Raw genomic sequence first — 22,197 nt, 5'->3', positions numbered from 1 at the left:
TGCCTTCTGTTGCGCGCGGTGGCGCGAAGATTCAGGGCGTGCGGGTCGCGCTCCCGGAGCGGAATGGCGGGCGGCGTGGACTCGGAGGATGTCTTTTCCCCTTCAGGGGCCGGCGCCGCGACCAGCAGAGCAGGCCGAGGGCGCCGAGCCACGCGGAGCTGGCCGCCGTGCCCGCCGGCGTCGGGTCGCCGTTCGTGCTGCACCCGCTGCTGCTGCGGTCGGGGCTGTCAACGTCGGCGCCGGAAGAGGAGGCGCTGCCAGCGCCGGCGATCCCGGCGTCGCCTGAGCTGCCAGCGCCGGAGGAAGAGCTCGCGCCGGAGGAAGAGCTCGCAGCGGTAGCGCTGGACGAGCCTCCGCCTCCGCCGCCGGCACTGGCGGACGAAGCGGAGGTGCTCGAAGCGGCGTCGCCGCCGGCGCCGCCAGCGCCCGAGGAGGAGGTGGCCGAGCCAGCTGCGTCGCCGCCGGCGCCGCCAGCGCCCGAGGAGGAGGTGGCTGAGCCAGCGCCGTCGTCGCCGCCAGCGCCCCCGTCGCCCCCGCCGCTTGGATCGCCACCGATGCCACTGCCAACGTCGCCGCCGCCGGCGCCTGGATTGCCACCCACGCCACTGCTGGCATCGCCGCCGCCGCCGTCCGGATGACCGCCGACACCGCTGCTGGCGCTACCGCCGATACCACCGCTGGTGTCGCCGCCGCTGCTGGCGTCGCCGCCGCTGCCGTGGCCGCCCGCGGCCGTGGCGCCTGCGCCGCCGCTGCCGCTCACGGCCCCGCCGCCTTCGCCCGTGGTGCTGCCGCCGGCGCCGTCGCTGCCGCCCCCCGCGCCAGCGCTCTCGCCCCCGCCTCCGCCCGGCACGCAGGCGCCGCTCTGGCACATCCCGGGCGACGCCGGCTGCGCTGGGACATAGAGCCACGCATTGTCGAGACGTTGATACGTCGTACCGCCGCCGGCGATCAGGATACGGCCGTCGTGGAGCCGCTCCATCACGGCACTTTGATGCCTCACGTCCAGCGCCGGCGCGAGCGTCCAGGTGTCGCTCGCTGGGTCGTAGAGCTCGGCGGCGAAGGCACCGTCGTTGGCTCCGGAGGGGGACGGGAGGCCCATCACCAGGACCCTGCCATCGGCGAGGAGCGCCGCGCTGGGGTACTCCCGTAGCTCGACCATCTCTCCCGTCGAGGTCCAGGTGTCGCTCGCCGGATCGTAGATCTCGCCCGCCTTCATGTCGTCTCCGCCGCTTCCTCGTCCCCCGAGGACGAGCACCCGGCCGTCCAGGAGCAGCGTCGCCTCGTGCGAGCTGCGACTCCAGCGCATCGAGGCGACGCGCGTCCACGTGTTGGTCGCCGCGTCGTAGATCTCCGCGCTCATCCTCTGGGACTGCCTGTCACCGCCGGTGACGAGGACCCTGCCGTCCTGCAGCAACGTCGCCCTGGCGTGGCTTCGCGGAACGTTCATGGGCGCTGCCAGGGTCCACGTGTCCGTGACGGAGTCGTAGATCTCGACCTTCTCTCCGCCGCCGTCGACGTTGCCGTCGCCGCTGGCGACGAGCACCCGGCCGTCCGCGAGCGGCGTGACCGTCGCGGTGTTCATCTGACGCGACACGATGGTGGGCGCGGCCGGCGCCCACACGCGCGTCGCAGGATCGAATCGCACCGTCTGCGAGGGGCGCCGGAGCACGCTATCGGCGATCCCCAGGACCGTCCCGTCAGGAAGCGATACGAGCCTCGACGGGCGCCTCGGCACGTCCAACTTCTCGGGGGGCTGCCACGAGCCCGTGCTCGGGTCGTAGCGGAGCCAGACATCGTTCCACCGCGGCGGATTGCCTGTCTGGCCGTACCCGATCATGAGGAGCGTCCCATCCTGGAGCAGCGTGGCCGCAGGCCGGTTGAGGAGGACGCCCATCCGCCCCGTCGCCTGCCAGCCCTCGGCGGAGCCCGGGAAATCGCAGTGCGCACCGTCTGGCTTCGCGGACGCGGGCGCCGCGCACCCGGCCGCGGGGTCGCACACCGGCGCTTCATGACAGTCATCGACTGGCAGGCACACTGCGAGGCTCGACCCCACGCAGGCGCCGCCCACGCAAGCGCTCGCCGCGGAGCACACGTCGCCGTCGCTGCATGGGGTCCCGTCCGGCGCGGCCGCGCCGCCGACGCACGCGCCCGCCTCGCAAAGACCCCCGACGACGCACGCGTCCGTGTCGTCGCAGGTGATGCCGGTGAGGGGGGTGCAGACGCCGTCCTGCGATGCGCCCGAGGCGGCCGCGCAGGCATCGCAGGGGCCGGCGCAGGTCGCGTCGCAGCAGACCGAGTCCGCGCAGAAGCCGCTCCCGCAGTCGCTGTCGGCGTCGCAGGCCTCGCCGAGCGGCGAGCGCTCGCGGAAGAGCACGGCAGACGCCGTGGCGGTCGTGGCGTCGACGTAGCCGCCGGCGATCAGCACGCTGCCGTCGTTGAGCCGCGTCGAGGAATGGTAGGCGCGCGCCATGGTCACGGGCGGCGCCAGGTCGAGGCTCGACCAGGAGAGGGCCGCCTCATCGAAGAGCGCCTGGGTCCCATAGAAGGGAAAGACGGACGCTGACGAGCCCGCGGGCCTGCAGGGCTCCACGCCTCCGGTCAACAGCACCTTTCCGCTCGGGAGCACCGAGGTGCGCATCCCCTGGATACCCGAGGAGTCCCCCCCGCATGGGCTCGATGCCGGAGCGTACGGTCCGGGGGTCGGCTCCCAGCGGTCGTCCTGCGGCAGGTAGAGCTGCGAGAAGGCGTGAATCTCCGGGTCCGGGCCGGCGGGGAAGGTGCCTCCGACGACGAGGACCCCGCCGCCCGGGAGCGTCGTCGCGCCGGGATACGCATATTCGGTCGTCGGCTTCACGGCCCCCTGCTCCCAGGTCCAGAGCTGGGTCTCCAGGTCATAGAGGCTGCAGCCGCCTCCGGCCACCATCACGCGGCCGTCGTGGAGCAGGGTCGCGCTCACAGGCTGGGGCCTGTAAGGCAGCCTCACCCACCGGTCCACGGCGTCGCAGTGCGGAAGGTCCGTCCAGCCGCGCGACCCCGGGTCGTAGATGGCTGCGTTCTGGTAATAGTGCAGCACGAACTGGCCATCGAACTCGTCGTAGACGTCTTGCCAGGCCAGCCCGACGAGCACCGGCCTGCCGCCGGCGAGCATCATCGAGGGCGCGGGGTGGGCTATCGACAACGACCCCGCGGGCGTCCAGGTGTCGGTCATCGGGTCGTAGATCTCGGCCGAAGACAGGGAGGTCCCCTGCGCCTGTGCGTTCATCATCCTGCCGCCGGCCACGAGGACATGGCCGTCTGGCAGAAGGATGGCCGCGTGTCCGCTGCGGGCCTGGAGGAGCGGCGCCGCGAGCGACCATGTCCCGGTCGCCGGGTCGTAGATCTCGACCGCCTTGAGGCTCATCGCCTCTCTCGTCGTGTAGGGCGGTCCGTCCAGCTCCGGGTATCCACCCACGACGAGCACCCTGCCGTCCTTGAGCACCGTGGCCGTGTGCTCGCCCCGCGGGGTGATCATCGGCGGCACGCTCTCCCAGGACGGCGCGCTGGCTGCCGACGCGACGCCCGCGCACAGCATGACGAACCCGCAGGCCGCGGCGCTCCCGAGCCTTCCGATCGATCGCATTCCTGATGTCCTCCGCTGCCTTCTGTTGCTCGCGGTGGCGCGAAGATTCAGGGCGTCGAGGACGCGCTCCTGGAGCGGAAGGGCGGGCGGCGAGCCAGCACCGTCGCCGCCAGCGCCCGAGGAGGTGGAACCGCCGCCGCCGCCGTGACACGACCCGACGTCGCCAGGCACGCCGCCCGATGTGCCGTCGATACGGCAGCAAACGGCTCACCCTGGCGCAATCTCATCGTCTCACGCTTGGAAATCCGCGATTTGCACTGGCACATCCATTGCTGAGGGGGCGGCATGAAGACCTTTATCCGATGGCTCATTCCCCTCGCGCTCCTTCCTGTGTTCGCTTGCTCCGACGCGGTCGAGCAGCCTTCCGGCGGCGGTTCGGGGGGCGGCACGCCCGACGAGACCCTGTCCTCCAGCGTATCGAGCGGCGCCGGCGGCACGCCCGAGGACACCACGTCGTCCAGCGCCTCGACCGGTGGCGACACCCCCGTCGAGTGTGATTTCTCAGGAGGGGGCGCTCCGCCGGGAGCGCGCTGCGCAGTCGAGGGCCAGCTTTGCGACTACGCCTGCTCCCCCTGCAGCGTCACCTGCACCGACGGCGTGTGGGTCGAGCACTGCACCGCGTGTCCCAGTCTAGAGCCTGAGAACGGAACGGACTGCAGTGCCTATTACAGCGTGGGGCCGTGCAGTTATAAGCGCGCGTGTGGCACAGTGAGTGCCACTTGCGACGGACCGACCGGGTTGTGGGTGGTCAGCTGCAGTGACCAGAGCGACGGGAGCGGCGGGGGCAATGAAGGCGGCGGGGGCGCCGGCGGCGGCGAGGACACCGAAGGCGGCTGTGGCTAGTTCCGCGTGTCAGACTGGCCCGGTTCAGCGACCGATCGTCGCGTGCATCGCCGTCGGCTCCGCCTGCGTGGCAGCGAGAGCGCTGAGCGTGGTCGGCGGCGTGCGGCGTACAAGCGGCCCGCGGGGGCCGCATTCGCCTCCAGCGCTCGTCGCGGCGCCGGTTCCCTCCTCACCCGGGCTCGCCGGGGAGGACGATGTGCTTTTCGCGGAACGCCGCGAGCACCCGCTCTGTCAGGGTGGTCGCGTACTCCGCCTCGTACTTCACGTCGAGCACGTAGGCCTTGGCGACCAGGCGCACCGTGGCGACCTCGCTCAGGATCTGGCTCGTGACCACGCACCATGGCTTGCCGAGGAACACGTAGCGGTTGCTGGTGATGCACTCCTCGACGATGCGCCTGGCGATCGCGATGTCCTGCGCGGAGCTGATGAAGAACTCCACCGGGATCAGCATGTCGAGCCGCCCGTGGTTGGCCGACGCGACCGCCTCGGTCAGGAACTTGTTGTTCGGTATCGTGACGACGTGGTTGTCGAGGGTGATGATGCGCACGGAGCGCAGACCCATCGACGTGACCTCGCCATAGAACGCGTCGAACTTGACCCGATCGCCGACCTGGAAGGGGCGATCGACGATGAGCGTCACGCCGGCGAGGACCGACGCAGCGAGATCCTTCAGCGCGAAGCCGATGGTGACCGCAACCGTCCCGGTCAGGGCCAGGATCACCTCCCGGGAGAGGTTGATCGAGGCGCCGATGGCGATCGCGATACCACCGATGTAAAGGAAGAACCGGAGGAGGGTCGCGATCTGGTTGAGCAGCAGCCGCCGGTGCGCGAAGCGGGTGCCGCTGCGCTCGAGCGCGGCCGTGATCAGCCGGACCGCGAACCACGTGATGCTGAGGATGACGAGGCCAGTGATGACGCCGCTGACCTGGATGGTCTCGATGAGCTTGGCACCGTCGGGCACGTCCACGTCCGAATCCACGGTGGTCGTCCTTTCTCACGGTCTCACGGCTGAATCAGGTGCTTCCGCACGAGATAGTTGCTGACGGCGCGCTGCCATCGGGTCGTGACGCGGTGCCGGCCGCGCAGATCGTCGATGATGCCGAGCTCGACCATCTTCGCCAGCGCGTCCTGGCACGGGAGCGCGTCGACGCCGAGCGAGCGCGCCGCCTCGTCGGTCGTGAGGCTATCGTGCCAGACCACGCTCGCGAGCACGAAGCGCTCCACCTCGCTGAGCGACTCCAGCTCGTCCTCGTCCGGCGTGCGGAAGAGGCGGACGCGGAGGCGCCGCTCGCCGTGCGCGTCGTCGACCAGCAGCGATCGCTGCCAGAAGTGGAGCGCGACCCGCGGACAACCCTTCGCGTAGTCCCAGAGCAGCCGCGCGAAATCGCGCTCGGTCCTGAGCTCGCGCTGCACGCGATCCGTGGACTCGTCGTCGTCCATCACGAGGTCCTCGTACGAGACGCTGTAGCCGCTCGCCCGGGTGCGGGCGGTGAGGAGCTCGGCGAGCCGCTGCTCGGACCAGGGCGCGAGGTGCACGATCGTCCGGAAGACCGTGGCTCCGCCGCGCGCGAAGACGAGGTAGCGGTAGGGGTGCTCGGCGATCGCGCACAGCCAGAAGATGCTGGGCGCCGAGCGCTCGACGATCTCCAGGAACGCCTCCCAGGCGCCCCACGCCTCCAGCCCGCGGAGGAACAGGTGCTCCAGGTCGTCGAGGACGAGCAGCCGGCGCGGCTCGAGGCGGAGCCACGCGGTGAACGCCTCGACGCCGGTGCGCGCCTCGGGGGGCGCGTCGAGCGCATTCCCGAGCGTGGCGATGACGTCGGCGGCGGTGAGCTGCCGCCTGTCGAGCGCGACGCGGACGACCGGGACCGGCGCCTCGCGCTCGGCCGCCACGAGCCACGTCGTCTTCCCCGAGCCGGCGCCGCCGACCAGCAGCAGCGAGCCGATGCGGCGGCTGTCCTTCCACGCGGCGAGCGATGCCTTGAAGCGATCGAGGCCGGCGTAGTGATCGAGCCCTGTCGTCGGATCCAGGAGAGGCTCTTCGGACAGGTGCGCTAGCACATCCTGCGGGAGCTCCCGGGCGAGGCCGTCCGGGTGCGCGGAGTCGGTGCGGCGCTCGAGGCGCTTGCGGAAGATGAACGCGAGGACCCGGTGCGTCAGGTCGAAGCCGAGCAAGACGCGGCGGCCGGCGCGGCCCATCCTCGCGAGCACGAGGGCCAGGAGCGCCACGACGGCGACGAAGAAGCCATACCACCGGACGCGCGTCTTCCGTACCGCGCTGGCGAGCGTTCCCTCGTCGTGCCGGCGGAGGTACGCGTCGCTGATGTCGTCGCGCCACCAGCGGATCAGGACCCAGCCGAGGAGGAGCGCCCCGAGCGAGGCGGCGCGGAGGGCGGTGTTGTAGAGGTAGCCCCTCCCGGTCGCCGCCTCGACGGCGCCGACGAGGAGGCCGACCGCCAGCGCGAACCGCCCGACCGCCCGGAGCGACCGGAGGACCTTGCCGCTGGTCGCCTCGCCGATCGGCGCTCCGAGGTCGCTCGGTCTCCGCGCGATCCAGCCGTGCATGGCCGCCAGCGCGAGGCGGTAGAGCGCGTACCAGAGCAATATCCCGTAGGCGAGCTCGACCTCCCGGACGGCGGCGGCGTCCGGCCCGAGCGCCCGGTGTACCCCCCAGATCGTGGCGAGCAGGAGGAGCGAGCCGGAGAACATCGCGAGGATCGAGCGCGCGCTCTCGAGGATGCGCTGCGCGCGCGCCCTGCGGACCACGCGCAGGATCACGGGCCAGGCGGCGTCCATCCAGCGGCGCCTTCGCCGGGTCACGATCACGGCGAGCGCGATCACCGCGACGACGAGGGCGGCGCGGTACGCGAGCGCGGCGACGACGAACGGGTCGCTGAGCGCCGCGCGGCTCTCCTCGACGGCGCTGTCGCGGTGGAGCCGGTACCACCGCGCCCGCGCGCCGATGCGAAAGAGCTCCGCGCGGAGCTGATCGACGCCGGCGCGGCCCGGGCCGAGCGCCTCCTCGCGCATGCCGTCGGGCAGCCGCGACAGGAGCAGCACCCGCGCGGCATCGAGCTGCTCCTCATCCTCGAGCGCGCAGGTGAGCCGCTCGACGCCGGGCGGCGTGGCCGCCTCGCGGAAGTCCGCCTCGATGTCCGGCTGCAGCGCGCGCAGCTCGCCCATCACCTGCCCGAGCTGCGCGCCGGCCTCCGCGCTCTTGTGTGGGCTCAGCCGCGCCGCGACGACGAGCTGCTCGACCCGCCCCCGCCGCGCGCCGGCGGCAGCGTCTCGGCACGGCGCGCCCCCGTCCGCCGTCGCGGCAGCCGCCGCGTCAGGCGTGACGGCGGCCGCCGGGGTGCCGCCCGGCGGATAGCCCAGGGCCACCGCGAGGAGCGCGGCCGCAGCGGCGCCCCGCGCCCTGCGCGTGATCCCTTCGCGCTCGCGCGCCAGCGTGGGAAAGACCATATCGAGACCGCTCGGCTTATCGGATCTCCGCGAGGCGCCCCGTGTGCTGCGACCGCCAGCGATAAAACGTGCTCGCCGAGATGCCGAGCTCATCACACATGTTGTGCACGCTCTTGCCCTTGCTCGCCTGCGCGAGGATCTCGTGGATCTCGCGCTCGGTGAACCGCGGCCTCCGCGCCGCTCGGGTCGCGGTCGTCCGAGGCGACACGGCGACGGCATTGCGCTCCGAGCGCCGCTGCATCTCGCGGAGGAGGTCCACGTCGTGCCGCACATCCTGGGCGAGCTGGGAGGCGACCTTCACGAGGTCCGAGGGGGCGGCGCTCTGCGCCTCGCCCCTGCCGGAGAGCCCCAGCAGGCGCGTGCCCGCCCCGACGAGCCAGCGAGACAGCTCGTCGATGTGCCCTTCGATCCATGAGAGAGCCTTCATGACGGCGCCCTTCACCACCTCGAGCGGGGGGCGCTCCTGGGTCATTCGTTCGGCTTCCAGGCGGGCGAGCGCGCTCACGATCGCCTGCTCGACCTGGGCCGCACACGCGGCGATGTGGCTCTCGCTCTCCGGGCCCGCGCCCTGCGGCGCCCACACCATCGGCTCCAGGAGCTCGATGAGGATCTTGGAAGGCCACGGGATGTAGGGCGGGATGAACGGCCCGAGCGTCAGGCCCCAGGGGATGCTCAGCATGAGGGGCCACGCGTTGATGCCGAGCTTGCTCTTGGCCCCGATCGCGTCCGCCAGCCAGGGCAGATCGTCGAGGATCATGGCCGTCGAATGGCTGCCGACGGACACCACAGGCACGATCGGCACGCCGTATTTCATGGCCAGCCGGATATGAGAGGTGCGCCCGTTGAAGCGAAGGCGCGTCCTCTCCCGGTGCGGGCGCATGAGCTCCACCTCGGCGCCCGGATACAAGAGCAGCGGGTGCCCACGCTCCAGCACGCGCGCCGCGCATTGCCCGGACGCGCGGACGCAGCCGTACTTGGTGAAGATCTGGTTCAACAGCGGCAGCCTGATCGTCAGCTTGTGCGCGAGCACGTACGGAAACCGGCTTATCCCGTATTCATTGAAGAGCGCGGCCGTGAACAGCCAGAAGTCGGACATGTACGGATAGCCGTTGTGATTGCCGACGTAGATGAGCCCGTCCTGGCGGGGGATCCGCGAGAGCCCGCGGACCTCGGTCCGATGATAAGGCGCTATCGTGCTGTCGAGGATGCTCGTCATCCTCTTGATGAACCGGGGATCGCGGTTCTCGAGGGAATCGGGATCGTTCAGCATGGCGGCTCCAGGGCCGAAGGACCCCTCGGGGCCCACTTCAAGAAGATGTCAGCTGGCGGTGGAGATGAGCTTCGACTTCGACTTCCCGTTCTTGAGCGGCGAGGTCTTGCTCGCGCGCGCCGGCGCTCCGAGGGGGGGCGCCGCCCGCCGCTTCACCGGAATGTTGCCCGCGATCTCGCGGGCGACCAGGGACCACACGCGACGGAACTGCTCCTCGTCGAAACCCGCGCCGCACGGGAGCCAGTCGGCGTGGCGATCACCGCCCGAGTACGGAAAGTGCCCGACGACGTCGAGGTGGTCGCCGAGCACGATGTCCAGCACCTTTCCATAAGCCTGGCTCTGGCACGGGACCACGCCGTCGTTCGATGTCTTCGTGATCTCGATGGGGGCGGAGTGCTCGTTGAGGTTGAGCGTCTCGATGTCCAGCGCAGTGCAGGGGTATTGTCTGGGGACCGCCGAGGTGACGCGGTACAGGGCCCAGAACGCGAAGATGGAGACGGCCCGCACCGGCGAGAAGAAATCGGCCGGACGGAACGGGAACGAGCTCGGCGGCGGCGCTACGCAGATGATCGAGCTGTAGTGCGTCTCCGGGCGGTCCGCGACGGCGGCGTTGAACAGGTGCATGGCCTCCATCGTGAGCTGGATGGACGCACCCTGATCATTCGAGAGCTCGCTCAGGAATTTGAACATCAGATCATCGGCGTTCTTGCCGGTCCGCTTCAGCATCTTGTGGACGATGGTGTCGAGGAACGTATCGGTCCGGCCCGTCCAGTCGTCGGCGCGCGCCACCAGCTCGATGACGCGCGCCAGCGCCCGGAAGCCCTTCCTGCCATGGGGCTTGCCGAGGAGCCCGAGCATCTCGAACGCCCTCCGGAACGGCAGGCTCCCGAGCAGGTACGCTATCGGGCTCCCGTAATGGGGCGTCGACATCGTGACGATGGAGCTGATGCGCCGGCCAATCCGCTCCTCGAGGCGACCCGGCACGAGCCTCGCGCCCGGCGTCGCGAGGAGCCGCGCGTCGAGCCCACCGGTCGAGTGGCCGACGATGTGGATGCTCTCGGCCTGTTCCCCGCCGTGCGCCGCGATGAACTCGAGCGCTTGCTGCGCCCTGCGAGCGATGGATCCGGTCGGGATCGTGGGGCACTCGTGGACTTCAATCCTGTCGTGGCCGAGCTCCCCCAGGAGCTCCACGAGCATCTTCGGCACACGCCTGAAATAGGCGAGCTCGCCGAACGACTGAAAACCCATGAAGCCTGGCAGAAGATAGATCTGGGTCATCGTGTTCCTGCTGTGATCAGGCCCGAGTGCCGAACTCCGGATACCCGCGTTCTTGTAATGCTGCAATCGTCATCACAGACGCGGCGCATCATCGTTGCGCTTTTCGATCAGCTTGCGTTTTTTGATCAGCGCGCGCCGCCGCGTCGTCGTCCGGTCGGCCGGCGGCGCGAGAGCGTCTCGGATGGGCTCTCGCGGAAGTGCTTCCTGTAGTCGACGCTGAACCGCCCCGCGCTGCGGAAGCCCATCGCGCCGGCGACGTCGGCCACGGTCGTCTCGGGCAGGGCGGCGAGGAGCATCTGTCGCGCAAGCTCGAGCCGCCGGATCTTCAGGAACCCCATCGGCGTGACGCCGCGCGCCGCGCGGAACGCCGCCTGGAGCGAGCGGGCCGGCGCCCCCGCGGCGGCGACGACGTCCGCCAGCGTGACCGCTTCGCCCGCGTGCATGGCGATGTACTCCTCGGCCCGACGCACGACCGCCGGAGCGACACGCGGGGGCGCGAGCTCGAGCAGATGGGAGCCCGCGTGGCGAGGGATGGTCACGAGCGCGGTGAGCAGCACATCGCAGAACTGGGAGCGAACGAAGGGCGAGAGCGCCGGGCGCTCGAGCTCCTCCCGGAGCAAGCGCGCGATCCCCTGGAGCGTCGCGCCGCCGCCGCCGGTGAGATCCAGGTCGGGCTCGAACAGGATCGCCTCGGGCGGCGCGTGGCCCGTGAGCATGGCGAAGTGCGCCTCGAGCGCAGATCGCAGGACGGTGAGGCTTCGCCCGCTTCCGCCCGCCGGTATCTGGATCTTCACGGGCCATTCTGGGACGAGCAGGATGGCCCGCTTGCCATGGGCCATCGAAAGGCGCTGGCGCCTGACCTCCACCTCGGTGTCGCGGCTGCCCTCCCCGGCGAGCCCCAGCACGTAACGATCGTGCAGGGTGGCCGCGTCCATCCGACCGCCGAGGGTCCAGTCTGTCGTCACGAAGCTCACGGGACCGACCGTGGCGATACCGAGCTCGCACCTGAAAGCGGTTCCTTTCAAAGGCCGGAGCGTCACTCCCGGGCAGAGGCGGGCAAGGGCGGGGGCCAACTCGTCGGGATCGGAGGTGCTGAGACGGGTTCGCGAGACCGAGAGGGGCGGCGCCGCCGCGTGATCGGCCCCCCGAGCAGGCTCCGGATCGCGGTGGATCGTTGGTTGTTGGTCGAGACCCGGATTGAATTTGGTGCGAGTCATAGCCGCCGAATCTCGCGTGAAACGGCGCTCGACGACAATTGCGAAGCTCAGCCCCTCCGCCGTGCAGCGGGTGGTTTCCCCGGCACCCTTGACCGGGTAACATCAGGTCTCGCCATGCGAGGTGCACACATGGAACTGAGGATCCAGGACGTTTCGAGGACGTACCCGAACGGTGTGAAGGCGCTCTCTTCCGATCCGCCGAGATCGCTGCTCGAGCAATTGCTCGAGCACGTCACCCGCCGGCAATCAAGCGGTGGACGTTGTCGAACCGGCGACCGCGCAGCACCTTTTCAAGATCATGCGCAGCGTGGAGCTCGTCGGCTGCAAGGGGCTTGTCTCGGGGATACGTCCGAGCGTGGCGAAGATAATGGTCGAGCTCGGTATCGAGCTCTCGACCCTGGTCACGTATCCGACGCTCGTCGAGGCGCTGCGGAGATGGATCAACCGGCGCGCTGCTGCTGCTGCCTGCAGGCCTCAACTGCGGAGCGCGAGCCTCGACCTCGTGAAGGCGCGCCCGACGTCGTGAACAAGGCGGCGAGGGCGCCGCAGCCGGCCGAGCTGCTGAGCCCCCGCACCATCGAGCTCGTGCAGTGGTCCTGGTCGGCGTCCGCGACCTCCCACGCGGACGGCCCGCCATTTGCGAGCGGCAGGAGCACGCACGCCCGATCCGGAGCGCGAGACGAGGATCCCAGCCTCGGAGGGGGGCGCGTGTGAGGTGCGGTCTCTTGATCCGCTATGCTGAGTCCGTTTCTCCCCTTACAGCCTGCCCGAGACCTCCATGCATAACCGATCCGCTCGCCAGGGGCTCGAACGCCCTCCGCTCATCGATACGCGCGATCTGGAGGCGGCCCGCGTGCTCCTCGCGACGATCTACGGCGACCTCACCGCCGACACCGTCGGCCGCGGTCACCGTTTCGAGTGGCGTGCCACCCCCGTCGACATGGGGCCGGTCTCCCTCTTCTCGGGCGCCTTCGCCTCCGGCATGTGCCTGCGCGGCGTGAGCTCGGGCTACACCGTCAGCATGGCGACCGGCGGCTCGGTGCCGGCGGCCTCGTCGGGGGAAGCGGCGGAGATCGCCCCTGGCCGGAGCGCCGCCGTGTTCTCGCCGGGGGTCCGGTCCGAGTGGAGCGTGGAGGGCCCGGCCCGCCCCATGAACCTCCGCGTCGACGCCCGCTATCTCGAGGCGCAGCTCGAGGCGCTCACCGGCGTGGCCATCCGCGGGCCCCTTGCTTTCTCGCTGTCGATGCCCACCACCGACGGCCCCGGGACCTTCCTGGCACGACTCTGCCGCTTCCTCTCCACGGAGACCGAGCGGGCAGGGCGAGCCCTCGGCCACCCCGTGGTGATGGCCAGCCTCGGCGAGGCGGTGGCGCGCGCGCTGCTCTTCGGGCAGCCCCACGATCACGCCCACCTCCTGGAGAAGGCAGCGCCGCCGTCGAGCCGGAGCGTGGTGCGGCTCGTCGAGGAGTACCTCGACGCCCACGCGGAGGGCCCGATCGGCACCGCCGATCTGACAACGCTCGCGGGCGCGAGCATGGCCTCGATCGACGGGGCCTTTGCCTATCGGGGCGCCACCCCGTGGGACTTCCTCCGCAAGAGGCGCCTGCTCCTGGCGCGGGATCGCCTGCTCCTGGCCGAGCCGGGCGAGACGGCCGCGAGCGTGGCCCACGCTGCCGGCTACCTGCGCGTGGAGCGTTTCGGCGCCGCCTATGCAGCGGAGTTCGGCGAGACCCCGGCCGAGACGAGGCGGCGCGGGCTCCTCGCGGCCGAGGCGCCGCCGAGCCCGCGGCCCAGGGCGACGAGCCCGTCCCCGCGAGGAGCGGAGGCGGCGACCGTCTTCCTGGTGCACCGGGATCCCTGCTGGCGCGGGGCCGCGGCCGGGCTGCTCCAGGAGGCGGGGCACGTGGTGCAGGCGTTCGCGTCGTCGCTCGCCTTGCTGGAGGCCGCGCGCGCGGTGGTGTCGGGCTGCGTGGTGCTCGACGTCCAGCTCCCCGATCTGAACGGCCTGGAGGTGAGGGCCCTCCTGCGCGAGGAAGGGTGCGCGCTCCCCGTGGTCTTCACCAGCGACGACGGGGACGTGACGGTGGCCGTGGAGGCGATGAAGGCGGGCGCCGTGGACTTCCTCGCCGAGCCCCTCGACGCGGAGGCGCTGCTCGCCGCCGTGGCGCGCGCCCTGGCCCTCGATGCGGAGGCGCGGGCGGCGCGGGCCGAGGTGGAGGCGCTCGCCGCCCGGCTCGCGGCGCTCTCGCCGCGCCAGCGCGAGGTGTGCGAGCGGGTGGCGCGGGGGATGCTGAACAAGCAGATCGCGACGGAGCTCGGGATCTCCATGTCGGCCGTGCGGCTCTACCGGTCGGAGGGGATGGAGAAGCTCGGGGTGGCGTCTGCCGCCGAGCTGGCGAGCCTGTTCGCGAGGCATGAGCGGGGCACGGGGGAAGGCGGGGGGTAGGCGAGCCTCTCTTCCCGCGCGCGCCGCCCGGGGAGGGCGGCGCGCCTCTCGCGTGGGAGCTGGAGGCTCAGTTGCAGGTGACGTTCTGGGACGCCGCGAAGTTCAGGACCTCGGCCCTGCACGCCGCAGCCTGATCCGCCGTGAGGCCGTCGATGAAGTGGCCGCGCGCCCGGGTGGGGGCTCGTTCAGTGCGTGTTGATCAGTGCGTGTTGAGCCAGTCGTCCATGGCGCTGATGCTGCAGCCGTGGTTCACGTGCCCTTGGCCGAGGCCGAGCTCATCGATGATCTGCTCGCAGCTGCACCCGCCCGTGTCCTCGACCGTGTAGGTCCTGCCGGGGCCGGTTCCGTTCGACGACACCGTGTCGAACACGCCGTCGCCGTCGATATCGGCGAACCTGTTCACGCCGAGCTTCACGGTGGGGACGCCCTCCGGGAGCACGGTGCCGGCGCAGAGGTCCACGTCACCGCAGACCGCGTCGCCGTCCGCGTCGTTGTCCACATCGGCCGGGCAGCTGTCGCAGATGTCGCCGAGGCCGTCGCCGTCGGAGTCGGTCTGGGCGCCGGGCACGCCCTGGCAACTGTCACAGACGTCGCCCACGCCGTCGCTGTCCGCGTCCAGCTGGCTCGCGTTGGAGGTGGTCTGGCAGTTGTCGCAGACGTCACCCACGCCGTCGCTGTCCGCGTCCAGTTGGCTCGCGTTGGCGGTGCTCGGGCAGTTGTCGCAGGCGTTGCCCAGCCCGTCGGCGTCGTCCTCGGCCTGATCCGGGTTGGCGACGCCGACGCAGTTATCGACCGGGTCGCAGACGTCGTCGGCATCGGCGTCGACGCAGCAGACGTTGTCCTCGTCGATCGCGCTGTCGCAGTCGTTGTCCACGCCGTCGCAGGCCTCCTGCTCCCCGGGGTTCGCGGACGGGTTCGCGTCGTCGCAGTCGATGCATGAGCTGTAGCCGTCGGCGTCACCGTCGATGTCTCCGCAGGCGACCGTACCGGTGCAAGCGCCGACGCAGCCGCCCAGCCCACCGAGGAACACCCCGCTGTCGAAGGAGTAATCGCCGCCGTCGCAGATCACGATCTCCAGCACGTGCGCGCCGGGCGCCGCGAGCGCCTGCGTGGTGAGCAGGCCCGTCGATCCGTCGTACGCGGTCTCGGTCGCCGGGCCCACGACCACGCTCCCGCCGCTGAAGAACGGGCCGTTGATGGTGATGGGGGCGTTGTTCTGGTCGAAGACGATCTGCACCCCGTCGAGGTAGACGCCGTAGACGTCCGCGAACGCGCCGCCCACGAACTGCGGGTACTCCTCCGATCCGAAGATGGACTGGAACGAGATCCCGCTGAAGCCCGGCGCGAGATCGAAGTTGATCGTCAGCTTCGCGGCGTCCTGGCTCGGGACGCCCGGGATCAGCGCGTTGCAGAGCGGATCGCCGGGCAGGTTATTTTCCTGACTGACCTTGAAGGGCGGGCCCGGAGGCAGGGCGAGCGACGCGCCCCCGGACGTCAAGATCGCGCCGTCCGCGATGCCGAGCGGCCCCTCGGAGTACGTACCTGAGGCGGTCGCCGCGCCGCTATAGCTCACGGACGTCACGCTGATCGCGCTCCCGGACGCCACCAGGGCGGAGGTCAGCGTGGCGGCGTCATTGGTTGTCCCTATGGTGAGGCCGAACGCGCTTCCCCCGTGAACGAGGCACAACAGCGCTGCGCAGGTAGCTGCGAGATTTCTCATCATGTTCTCCGTAGGTGGATTCGTGGTCTCAACCTAGAGACCTACACCCGGAATGGCCGGGAGCGGCACCCTGCGCCGGCACGTCCGAGGTCGCGACCTGGATCGTGATCCAGCTTTCGGAAGTGCAGGCTCTCGTGGTAACGTGAAGGTCTGCCGGCGATCTGCTCCAGCGAGCCCGCCGTTGCCTGGAACAAGGAGGTCGCTCGGATGACACGCAGCGTTCAGCTTCGGATCGTTCTCATCGCTTCTTTCTCTCTCTTGCTCTCGTTCGCCGGGATCCGCCCGGGCGCCGCCCAGTCGGGCTTGCCCTACTGGACCGAGATTGCGCAGGGCGGCGATGTCCCCGACGCCATCTGGGACGGCGCGAGCGCCTATCACGAGGGCCTATTCTACATCTTCGGCGGGTTGAACGGGACCTACCCGGATGACGAGGCCGTGGCCGCTTTCAGCGCCTTCGACGTCGACACGCAGACCTGGTACGACCTCGGCCAGTACCCGGGCGGGCCGTCCGCCAGGGCCGAGTCGATGATGTGGTGCGTCGCCGAGGAGGACGCGCTGATCGTCTCCGGCGGGAGAGGTCCTTTCCGGCGCGGGCTCGACCTCACGCACCAGGACACGTTCAGGTTCGATCCGGCGCACGGGTGGACGCAGATCTCGCAGAGCGCGGCCGAGATCGGGCGCGCCAACCGCTCCACGGAGGCGGTCGCCGTGCGCAAGAAGGGGAAGCACAAGACCGTCGCGTACGCCTTCTCGGGCTCGTCGTCGACGATGCCGGCCTTCATCAATCGTCCTGACGGACTCCAGCACGACCTGGTCTGCTACAAGAACGGCTGGAAGCAGGTCGCGACCGGCTCGCCCGCCCCGCGCGCTCGCGCCCACCATCCGCTCATCTACTCCGAGGGCTGGAACGCCCTGCTCGTCTACGGCGGATACACGAACGACGCGGTGAACGGGACCGGCCTGTTCACGCCGGAGAACTACCTCGGCGACCTCTGGATGTTCGACATCGACACGGAGACCTGGGATCAGCTCGTCTTCGACGAGGCCGGCGGGCCGGGCCACCGCGACAACGCGAAGCTGATCGCCGATGAGCACGAGGGCCGTATCTGGCTCTTCGGGGGCAGCCAGTTCGACGGTACAACCCTGTCCGATCTCTGGTACTTCGATCTCCACACAGGGGCCTGGACGCGCGTGGACACCGCGATGACGGGGCCGGCGCCGGCGCCGAGGTTCGGCCAGTTCTACTTCACTCGCAAGACCGCCACGGCCTACGAGCTCTACATCTTCGGGGGAGCGACAGCGGAGTTCGCGCCGGTGCTGCTCAACGACATGTGGAGATTGACGATTCCCCTCGACTGCGGCGGCTGATCGCGAGCGAGCCCGGTGGGCTCACGCGTGGACGAGCCGCGCCGGAAGGAGGGAAAAATGAGGCGGTGCCTCAGGGAGACCTCCTCAGGTTACCACGAGAGCGTGCATCTCCGAAAGCTGGATCACGATCCAGGTCGCTCCCTTGGACGAGCTGACGCAGGGTGCCGCTCCCGGCGGGCGACCCGCGGATCGCGACCGCGCGTCCCGCCAAAGGAGAAGCGTCATGACGCATGTCACCTCTCTTCGCAGGCTCGGCGCGATGGTCGCGCTGCTCGGCCTGAGCTGCTTCACGTTCCTCGGTATCGGGTGCTCCAGCACGGACATACCCGACGAATCGGACTCCGAGCACGTCGGCGCGGCGGAGCAGCCCCTCGTCGGCTTGCTGTGCACGCTCTTGGCAGTCAACGGCAAGGTCCAGATTTGCCACCATGCCGGCTCGGGGAGCCACCCCTACACCATCCTCCAGGCCAGCAAGGACGCCTGCATCCTCGAACACGTAGGCCACCTCCACGACTACATCGCCGTGGGCAACCCGAGCTGTAGCGGCGACGGCTGCCTGCCCGCGAACGCGTCCTGCGACGGGACGCTCCCTTGCTGCGGCAACTCGTCGTGCACGAACGGCGTCTGCGGGTGTGACGCGGGCTGGGGCGGCGAGCGCTGCGAGACCCAGTGCCCGCCGGGGTTCACAGGCGCCGACTGCGACAGCCCTTCGCTCCCCTGCGAGCCCAACCCCTGCCAGAACGGCGGCGTCTGCACGCCGGGCGCGCCCCCCAGCTCCACGTACACGTGCTCCTGCGCGCACGGGTACACGGGCGTGAACTGCGAGATCGACGCCTTCGCCGTCAAGCACTGCGATTCGAACCCCTGCGTGGGGGAGGGCAGCACCTGCGTCGACGACGCGCAAGGCTACACCTGCCTCTGCGCCGCGCCCTGCCCCACCAGCACGAACGAGTGCGAGCCAGGGGGCTGCGATTCGAGGACCGGTGTGTGCGTGATCCCCGCGGCGGTGCCGGACGGCGCCGCCTGCACCGACGACGGGGACCCTTGCACGGTGGACACTTGCCAGGGTGGCGCGTGCGCGCACGTCGTCGGCCCCGATGTCTGCGGCGGCACGAGCTGCAACGGCACGCCGCTGGTCTGCGACCAGCACATGGGCGACTGCGCCACGGGCTCCTGCTTCGTCGCGCAAGACGCCGTCCCGGGCGCGTTCGTCGCGCAGACGATCACGCTCGGCGGCGCGGTCCTCCAGATCGCCCCCGAGACAGCCGTGCAGGTCGGCGGCGCCACATCGGCGGCTCCCGTCACCATCACGCTCCAGGCGACAAGCGATCCGTCGCTGCTCCCCTCGTCGCTGCCCACCGCGGATCCGGTGCTCTTCCCGATCTACCAGTTCGGCCCCTCGGGCACGCGGTTCTCGCCGGGGCTGCTGTTCACGATCCCCGTACCGCTCACGGCGACCACGCCGAGCGCGTGGCTCTGCGACGACACGGGCCTGAACTGCGAGCGACGCAACGGGTTCCTCACCCTCGACAGCTCGGTCTCTCCCCCGCGGCAGACGCTCACGGTCGCGATCGACCACTTCAGCACGCTCGTTGTCACGCAGTCGCCGACCGCTGTCGCACAGGCGTCGTGCGTCACCGTCCAGCGGGGGTTTTCAGGCAACGTCGTCGACGCCACCGCCCGATACCTGACCCCCCACGACCCCCCCACCCAGCTCGTCGCCGGCATCGCGGCCCAGAGCAACCTCTATGGACCGGGAAGTACGGGGGGCACTTCGAGGTACTTGCCGCACGTGCAGTGGGACCTGAGCTCGATCCCGACGTACGCGAACGTCACGTCCGCGTTCATCCAACTCTTCGTCGAGAACAACTTGAGCCCCTACGAGGCGAGCACGTTCTACGCGGCGGCCGGACCGTGGGACGAGGCGACGATTACCTTCGGCAACAGGCCTGAGCTCTACCGCCAGCCCAGCGCGACGCTGCAGTACGGTAAAGGCTTTGCGCGCGCCGACGTCACGCTGATGACGCAGCTTTGGACGATCGGGGACACCCCGAACTACGGCGTCGCGCTCTACGCGGACATCCTCGACACGTCCGCCACCTATATGAACTACGGCGCCACGTCGTTCTGGAGCAGCGAGGCGCCCACCGTGAGCGTACGGCCCAGGCTGGACGTCTGCTACACGGTGGCCTGCCCCGGGCCGGGCTGCGTGGTGCAGGCGGGCCCCGGTCCCGTGACCCAGGTCAGCGCGGGTAACGACTTCACGTGCGTCGTGAAGAACGACGCCAGCCTCTCTTGCTGGGGCGACAACACCTTCGGCCAGCTCGGCGCGCCGGCCGGCACCTTCACCCAGATCAGCTCGGGAGGCTGGCATAGCTGCGCCATCGGCACGAGCGGCCAGGTCAGCTGCTGGGGCGACAACTCCTATGGCCAGGCCAGCCCGCCGTCGGGCACCTTCTCGTATGTCGCGTCGGGCGAGCTGTATACCTGCGGTGTGCGGACGAACGGCGACCTCGCTTGCTGGGGGCTCCAGAACGACGGCCTCCAGTACGATTACGGCCAGGCCAGCCCGCCGCCGGGCACCTTCACGCAGGTCTCGGTGGGCGTTTACCGGGCTTGCGGCCTGCGAGCGGACCAGACGCCCGTCTGCTGGGGGAACAGCCCCACAACCTTCTCCCAGACCTACACGCAGGTCGCCACGAGCTCCGGACAGACCACGTGTACCCTCTTCGCGGGCCAGCTCACTTGCACCGGCAACAACGACGCGGACGCGGCCACCCCGCCCACCCTCGACTCTTTTGGCCAGCTCAGCCTGGGATACCTTTACGGATGTGCTCTGAGGACCACCGGCACCCTCCACTGCTGGGGGGACAACAGCCATGGTCAGGCGACTCCGCCCCCTACCACGTTCGTCCAGGCCGCGACGGGCCGACAGCACGCGTGCGGCGTGACCTCGATGGGCACCGTCTCTTGCTGGGGGCGCGGCAGCTCCGGTGAGACCGCTGTCCCGGCCGCCTTCTCCGGCTTGACGCCGACGTGCACGGACGGGGCGAAGAACGGCACCGAGACGGGCAACGATTGCGGCGGCGGCACGTGCCCGCAATGTGTCGTCGGAGGCGGCTGCAGCACGAACTCGGACTGCGTTACCGGGAACTGCGCGGGCGGGGTTTGCAACGCCAACCCGTGCACCGCGGCGCCCTGCCAGAACGGCGGCACCTGCGCCTCGAGCGGGAGCAGCTACACCTGCGCCTGCCCGTCCGGCTACACGGGGACGAACTGCCAGATCCCTCCCGCCGACCTGTGCAGCGGCGTTGTCTGCGCGCCCTCCGACGCGTGCCATGACGCGGGCACCTGCAACCCGATGACCGGGGTGTGCTCCAATCCCTCGTCGACCGCTTGCGCGACGGGGATGTTCAGCGACGGCGGCGGCCCGGCCAGCCACCGGACCGATGGCCCGGGCACCGTCGGCATGCTGTTCCAGGTGGGGAGCAGCGCCGTGACGATCGGCGCCCTCGGGGCGCAGGACGATAGCCTCTCCGGACCGGCCGCCGACGGCTTCGCCGGCGGCGGCGTCCAGGTGGGACTGTGGGACGCGACGGGCACCACGCTCCTCGCGTCGACCACGGTGCTGAGCGCCGATCCGCTCGTCGGTACGTACCGCTACCGCGCTCTCGCGAGCCCCATCACGCTCCAGCCGAACACCAGCTATCTCATCGGCGCGCTGGTGGGTGGCGCCTTCGAGCCGTTCGAGGACAACATCGGAGCCGCGAAGTTCAGCGCCCACGGCGTGACGATCGTCGGCAATCGGTTCGCCTCGGGCGGCTCGCTGACCGCGCCGACCATCGATGGCACCGGGACGCTCGGGCGCTGGGCGCCGGCCAGCGCGCTGTTCGGGTGCTCCGGCGCGGGTTGCCAGGCCGGGATGTTCAGCGACGGCGGCGGCCCGGGCGACCACCGGACCGATGGCCCGTACACCATCGGCACGCAGTTCCAGGTGGGGAGCAGCGCCGTGACGATCGGCGCCCTCGGGGCGCAGGACGACAGCCTCTCCGGACCGGCCGCCGACGGCTTCGCCGGCGGCGGCGTCCAGGTGGGACTGTGGGACGCGACGGGCACCACGCTCCTCGCGTCGACCACGGTGCTGAGCGCCGATCCGCTCGTCGGTACGTACCGCTACCACGCTCTCGCGAGCCCCATCACGCTCCAGCCGAACACCAGCTATCTCATCGGCGCGCTGGTGGGTGGCGCCTTCGAGCCGTTCGAGGACAACATCGGAGCCGCGAAGTTCAGCGCCCACGGCGTGACGATCGTCGGCAATCGGTTCGCCGTTGGCAATTCGCTGACCGCGCCGACCATCGATGGCACCGGCACGCTCGGACGCTGGGCGCCGGCCAGCGCGCTGTTCGGGTGCTTCGGTGCGGGCTGCCAGACCGCGCTCTTCAGCGACAGCGGCGCCCCGGCCAGCCACCGGACCGATGGCCCGTACACCCAGGGCGTCCTGTTCCAGGTGGGGAGCAGCGCCATGACGGTGAGCGCCCTCGGGGGACAGGATGGCAGCCTCTCCGGACCGGCCACCGACGGCTTCGTCGGCGGCGGTCTCCAGGTCGGGTTGTGGGACGCGACGGGCACCACGCTCCTCGCGTCGACCACGGTGCTGAGCACCGATCCGCTCGTCGAGACGTATCGCTACCACACGCTCGCGAGCCCGGTCACGCTGCAAGCCAACACGAGCTATCTGATCGGCGCGCTGGTGGGGGGCGGGGTCTTCGAGCCGTTCGAGGATAACGCCGGAGCCGCGAAGTTCAGCGCCCACGGCGCGACGATCGTCGGCAATCGGTTCGCCATCGGTGACTCGCTGACCGCGCCGACCCTCGATGGACTCGAGACGCTCGGGCGCTGGGCGCCGGCCTCCCTGCTTTTCTCGAGCCCGTGACCGGTGCTTCCGAGCACTCCCTGCCATATTGATGCTCG

12 protein-coding genes are annotated in these 22,197 nt (G+C 70.4%); 5 read left to right on the top strand and 7 right to left on the bottom strand.

Annotated elements, in window-relative coordinates; all coding sequences use genetic code 11:
• Positions 1–31: 31 nt before the first annotated feature.
• The gene (locus WMF39_RS28730) at positions 32–3,619 is read right to left on the bottom strand and encodes a Kelch repeat-containing protein (protein ID WP_437739677.1); all 3,588 of its coding nucleotides are present in this window, start codon (positions 3,617–3,619) and stop codon (positions 32–34) included.
• Between the two features lie 285 nt (positions 3,620–3,904).
• On the opposite strand from WMF39_RS28730, the gene WMF39_RS28725 reads away from it, so the two are divergent.
• Positions 3,905–4,462 carry a hypothetical protein gene (locus WMF39_RS28725; RefSeq protein ID WP_437739676.1) on the top strand — a complete coding sequence of 186 codons (558 nt, stop codon included), beginning with the start codon at positions 3,905–3,907 and terminating at the stop codon, positions 4,460–4,462.
• Between the two features lie 169 nt (positions 4,463–4,631).
• On the opposite strand, the gene WMF39_RS28720 is transcribed toward WMF39_RS28725, so the two are convergent.
• The 5 genes from WMF39_RS28720 to WMF39_RS28700 form a co-directional block, all read right to left on the bottom strand.
• Entirely contained in the window at positions 4,632–5,441 is an 810-nt protein-coding gene (locus WMF39_RS28720) for a mechanosensitive ion channel family protein (RefSeq protein WP_437739675.1), read from the bottom strand.
• A gap of 23 nt (positions 5,442–5,464) precedes the next feature.
• Positions 5,465–7,927 (bottom strand): AAA family ATPase, encoded by a 2,463-nt coding sequence (locus WMF39_RS28715; RefSeq protein WP_437739674.1) that lies wholly within the window; start codon positions 7,925–7,927, stop codon positions 5,465–5,467.
• Between the two features lie 16 nt (positions 7,928–7,943).
• A complete protein-coding gene (locus WMF39_RS28710; protein WP_437739673.1) occupies positions 7,944–9,197 on the bottom strand; it encodes a 1-acyl-sn-glycerol-3-phosphate acyltransferase in 1,254 nt (417 codons plus the stop codon).
• A gap of 48 nt (positions 9,198–9,245) precedes the next feature.
• Entirely contained in the window at positions 9,246–10,475 is a 1,230-nt protein-coding gene (locus tag WMF39_RS28705) for an esterase/lipase family protein (RefSeq protein WP_437739672.1), read from the bottom strand.
• 125 nt (positions 10,476–10,600) lie between these two features.
• Positions 10,601–11,692 carry an AraC family transcriptional regulator gene (locus WMF39_RS28700; protein ID WP_437739671.1) on the bottom strand — a complete coding sequence of 364 codons (1,092 nt, stop codon included), beginning with the start codon at positions 11,690–11,692 and terminating at the stop codon, positions 10,601–10,603.
• 253 nt (positions 11,693–11,945) lie between these two features.
• Here WMF39_RS28700 and WMF39_RS28695 point away from each other — a divergent pair, with 253 nt between their 5' ends.
• Both WMF39_RS28695 and WMF39_RS28690 read left to right on the top strand, forming a co-directional pair.
• A complete protein-coding gene (locus tag WMF39_RS28695) occupies positions 11,946–12,218 on the top strand; it encodes a hypothetical protein (RefSeq protein WP_437739670.1) in 273 nt (90 codons plus the stop codon).
• 252 nt (positions 12,219–12,470) lie between these two features.
• Complete coding sequence (locus WMF39_RS28690; RefSeq protein WP_437739669.1) at positions 12,471–14,138, top strand: response regulator; 1,668 nt, start codon at positions 12,471–12,473, stop codon at positions 14,136–14,138.
• 199 nt (positions 14,139–14,337) lie between these two features.
• Here the strand turns inward: WMF39_RS28690 and WMF39_RS28685 are convergent, their stop codons facing one another.
• Complete coding sequence (locus WMF39_RS28685; RefSeq protein WP_437739668.1) at positions 14,338–15,858, bottom strand: choice-of-anchor L domain-containing protein; 1,521 nt, start codon at positions 15,856–15,858, stop codon at positions 14,338–14,340.
• Positions 15,859–16,065: 207 nt separating this feature from the next.
• Here WMF39_RS28685 and WMF39_RS28680 point away from each other — a divergent pair, with 207 nt between their 5' ends.
• Positions 16,066–17,226 carry a Kelch repeat-containing protein gene (locus WMF39_RS28680; RefSeq protein WP_437739667.1) on the top strand — a complete coding sequence of 387 codons (1,161 nt, stop codon included), beginning with the start codon at positions 16,066–16,068 and terminating at the stop codon, positions 17,224–17,226.
• Positions 17,227–17,449: 223 nt separating this feature from the next.
• Positions 17,450–22,159 (top strand): DNRLRE domain-containing protein, encoded by a 4,710-nt coding sequence (locus WMF39_RS28675; protein ID WP_437739666.1) that lies wholly within the window; start codon positions 17,450–17,452, stop codon positions 22,157–22,159.
• Positions 22,160–22,197: the final 38 nt, after the last annotated feature.

Origin of the sequence: Sorangium sp. So ce1504, from assembly GCF_051521635.1 — a bacterium.
GTDB classification, from domain to species: domain Bacteria; phylum Myxococcota_A; class Polyangia; order Polyangiales; family Polyangiaceae; genus Sorangium; species Sorangium cellulosum_B.
The sequence above is the reverse complement of the archived record's forward strand: the minus strand, read 5'-3'. Positions and strand labels throughout refer to the sequence as shown.

Bases quoted from the DNA above. Each gene is read 5' to 3' on its own strand.
- WMF39_RS28730 (WP_437739677.1), bottom strand. From the start codon at position 3,619: ATGCGATCGATCGGAAGGCTCGGGAGCGCCGCGGCCTGCGGGTTCGTC.
- WMF39_RS28725 (WP_437739676.1), top strand. From the start codon at position 3,905: ATGAAGACCTTTATCCGATGGCTCATTCCCCTCGCGCTCCTTCCTGTG.
- WMF39_RS28715 (WP_437739674.1), bottom strand. From the start codon at position 7,927: ATGGTCTTTCCCACGCTGGCGCGCGAGCGCGAAGGGATCACGCGCAGG.
- WMF39_RS28710 (WP_437739673.1), bottom strand. From the start codon at position 9,197: ATGCTGAACGATCCCGATTCCCTCGAGAACCGCGATCCCCGGTTCATC.
- WMF39_RS28705 (WP_437739672.1), bottom strand. From the start codon at position 10,475: ATGACCCAGATCTATCTTCTGCCAGGCTTCATGGGTTTTCAGTCGTTC.
- WMF39_RS28700 (WP_437739671.1), bottom strand. From the start codon at position 11,692: ATGACTCGCACCAAATTCAATCCGGGTCTCGACCAACAACCAACGATC.
- WMF39_RS28690 (WP_437739669.1), top strand. From the start codon at position 12,471: ATGCATAACCGATCCGCTCGCCAGGGGCTCGAACGCCCTCCGCTCATC.
- WMF39_RS28685 (WP_437739668.1), bottom strand. From the start codon at position 15,858: ATGAGAAATCTCGCAGCTACCTGCGCAGCGCTGTTGTGCCTCGTTCAC.
- WMF39_RS28680 (WP_437739667.1), top strand. From the start codon at position 16,066: ATGACACGCAGCGTTCAGCTTCGGATCGTTCTCATCGCTTCTTTCTCT.
- WMF39_RS28675 (WP_437739666.1), top strand. From the start codon at position 17,450: ATGACGCATGTCACCTCTCTTCGCAGGCTCGGCGCGATGGTCGCGCTG.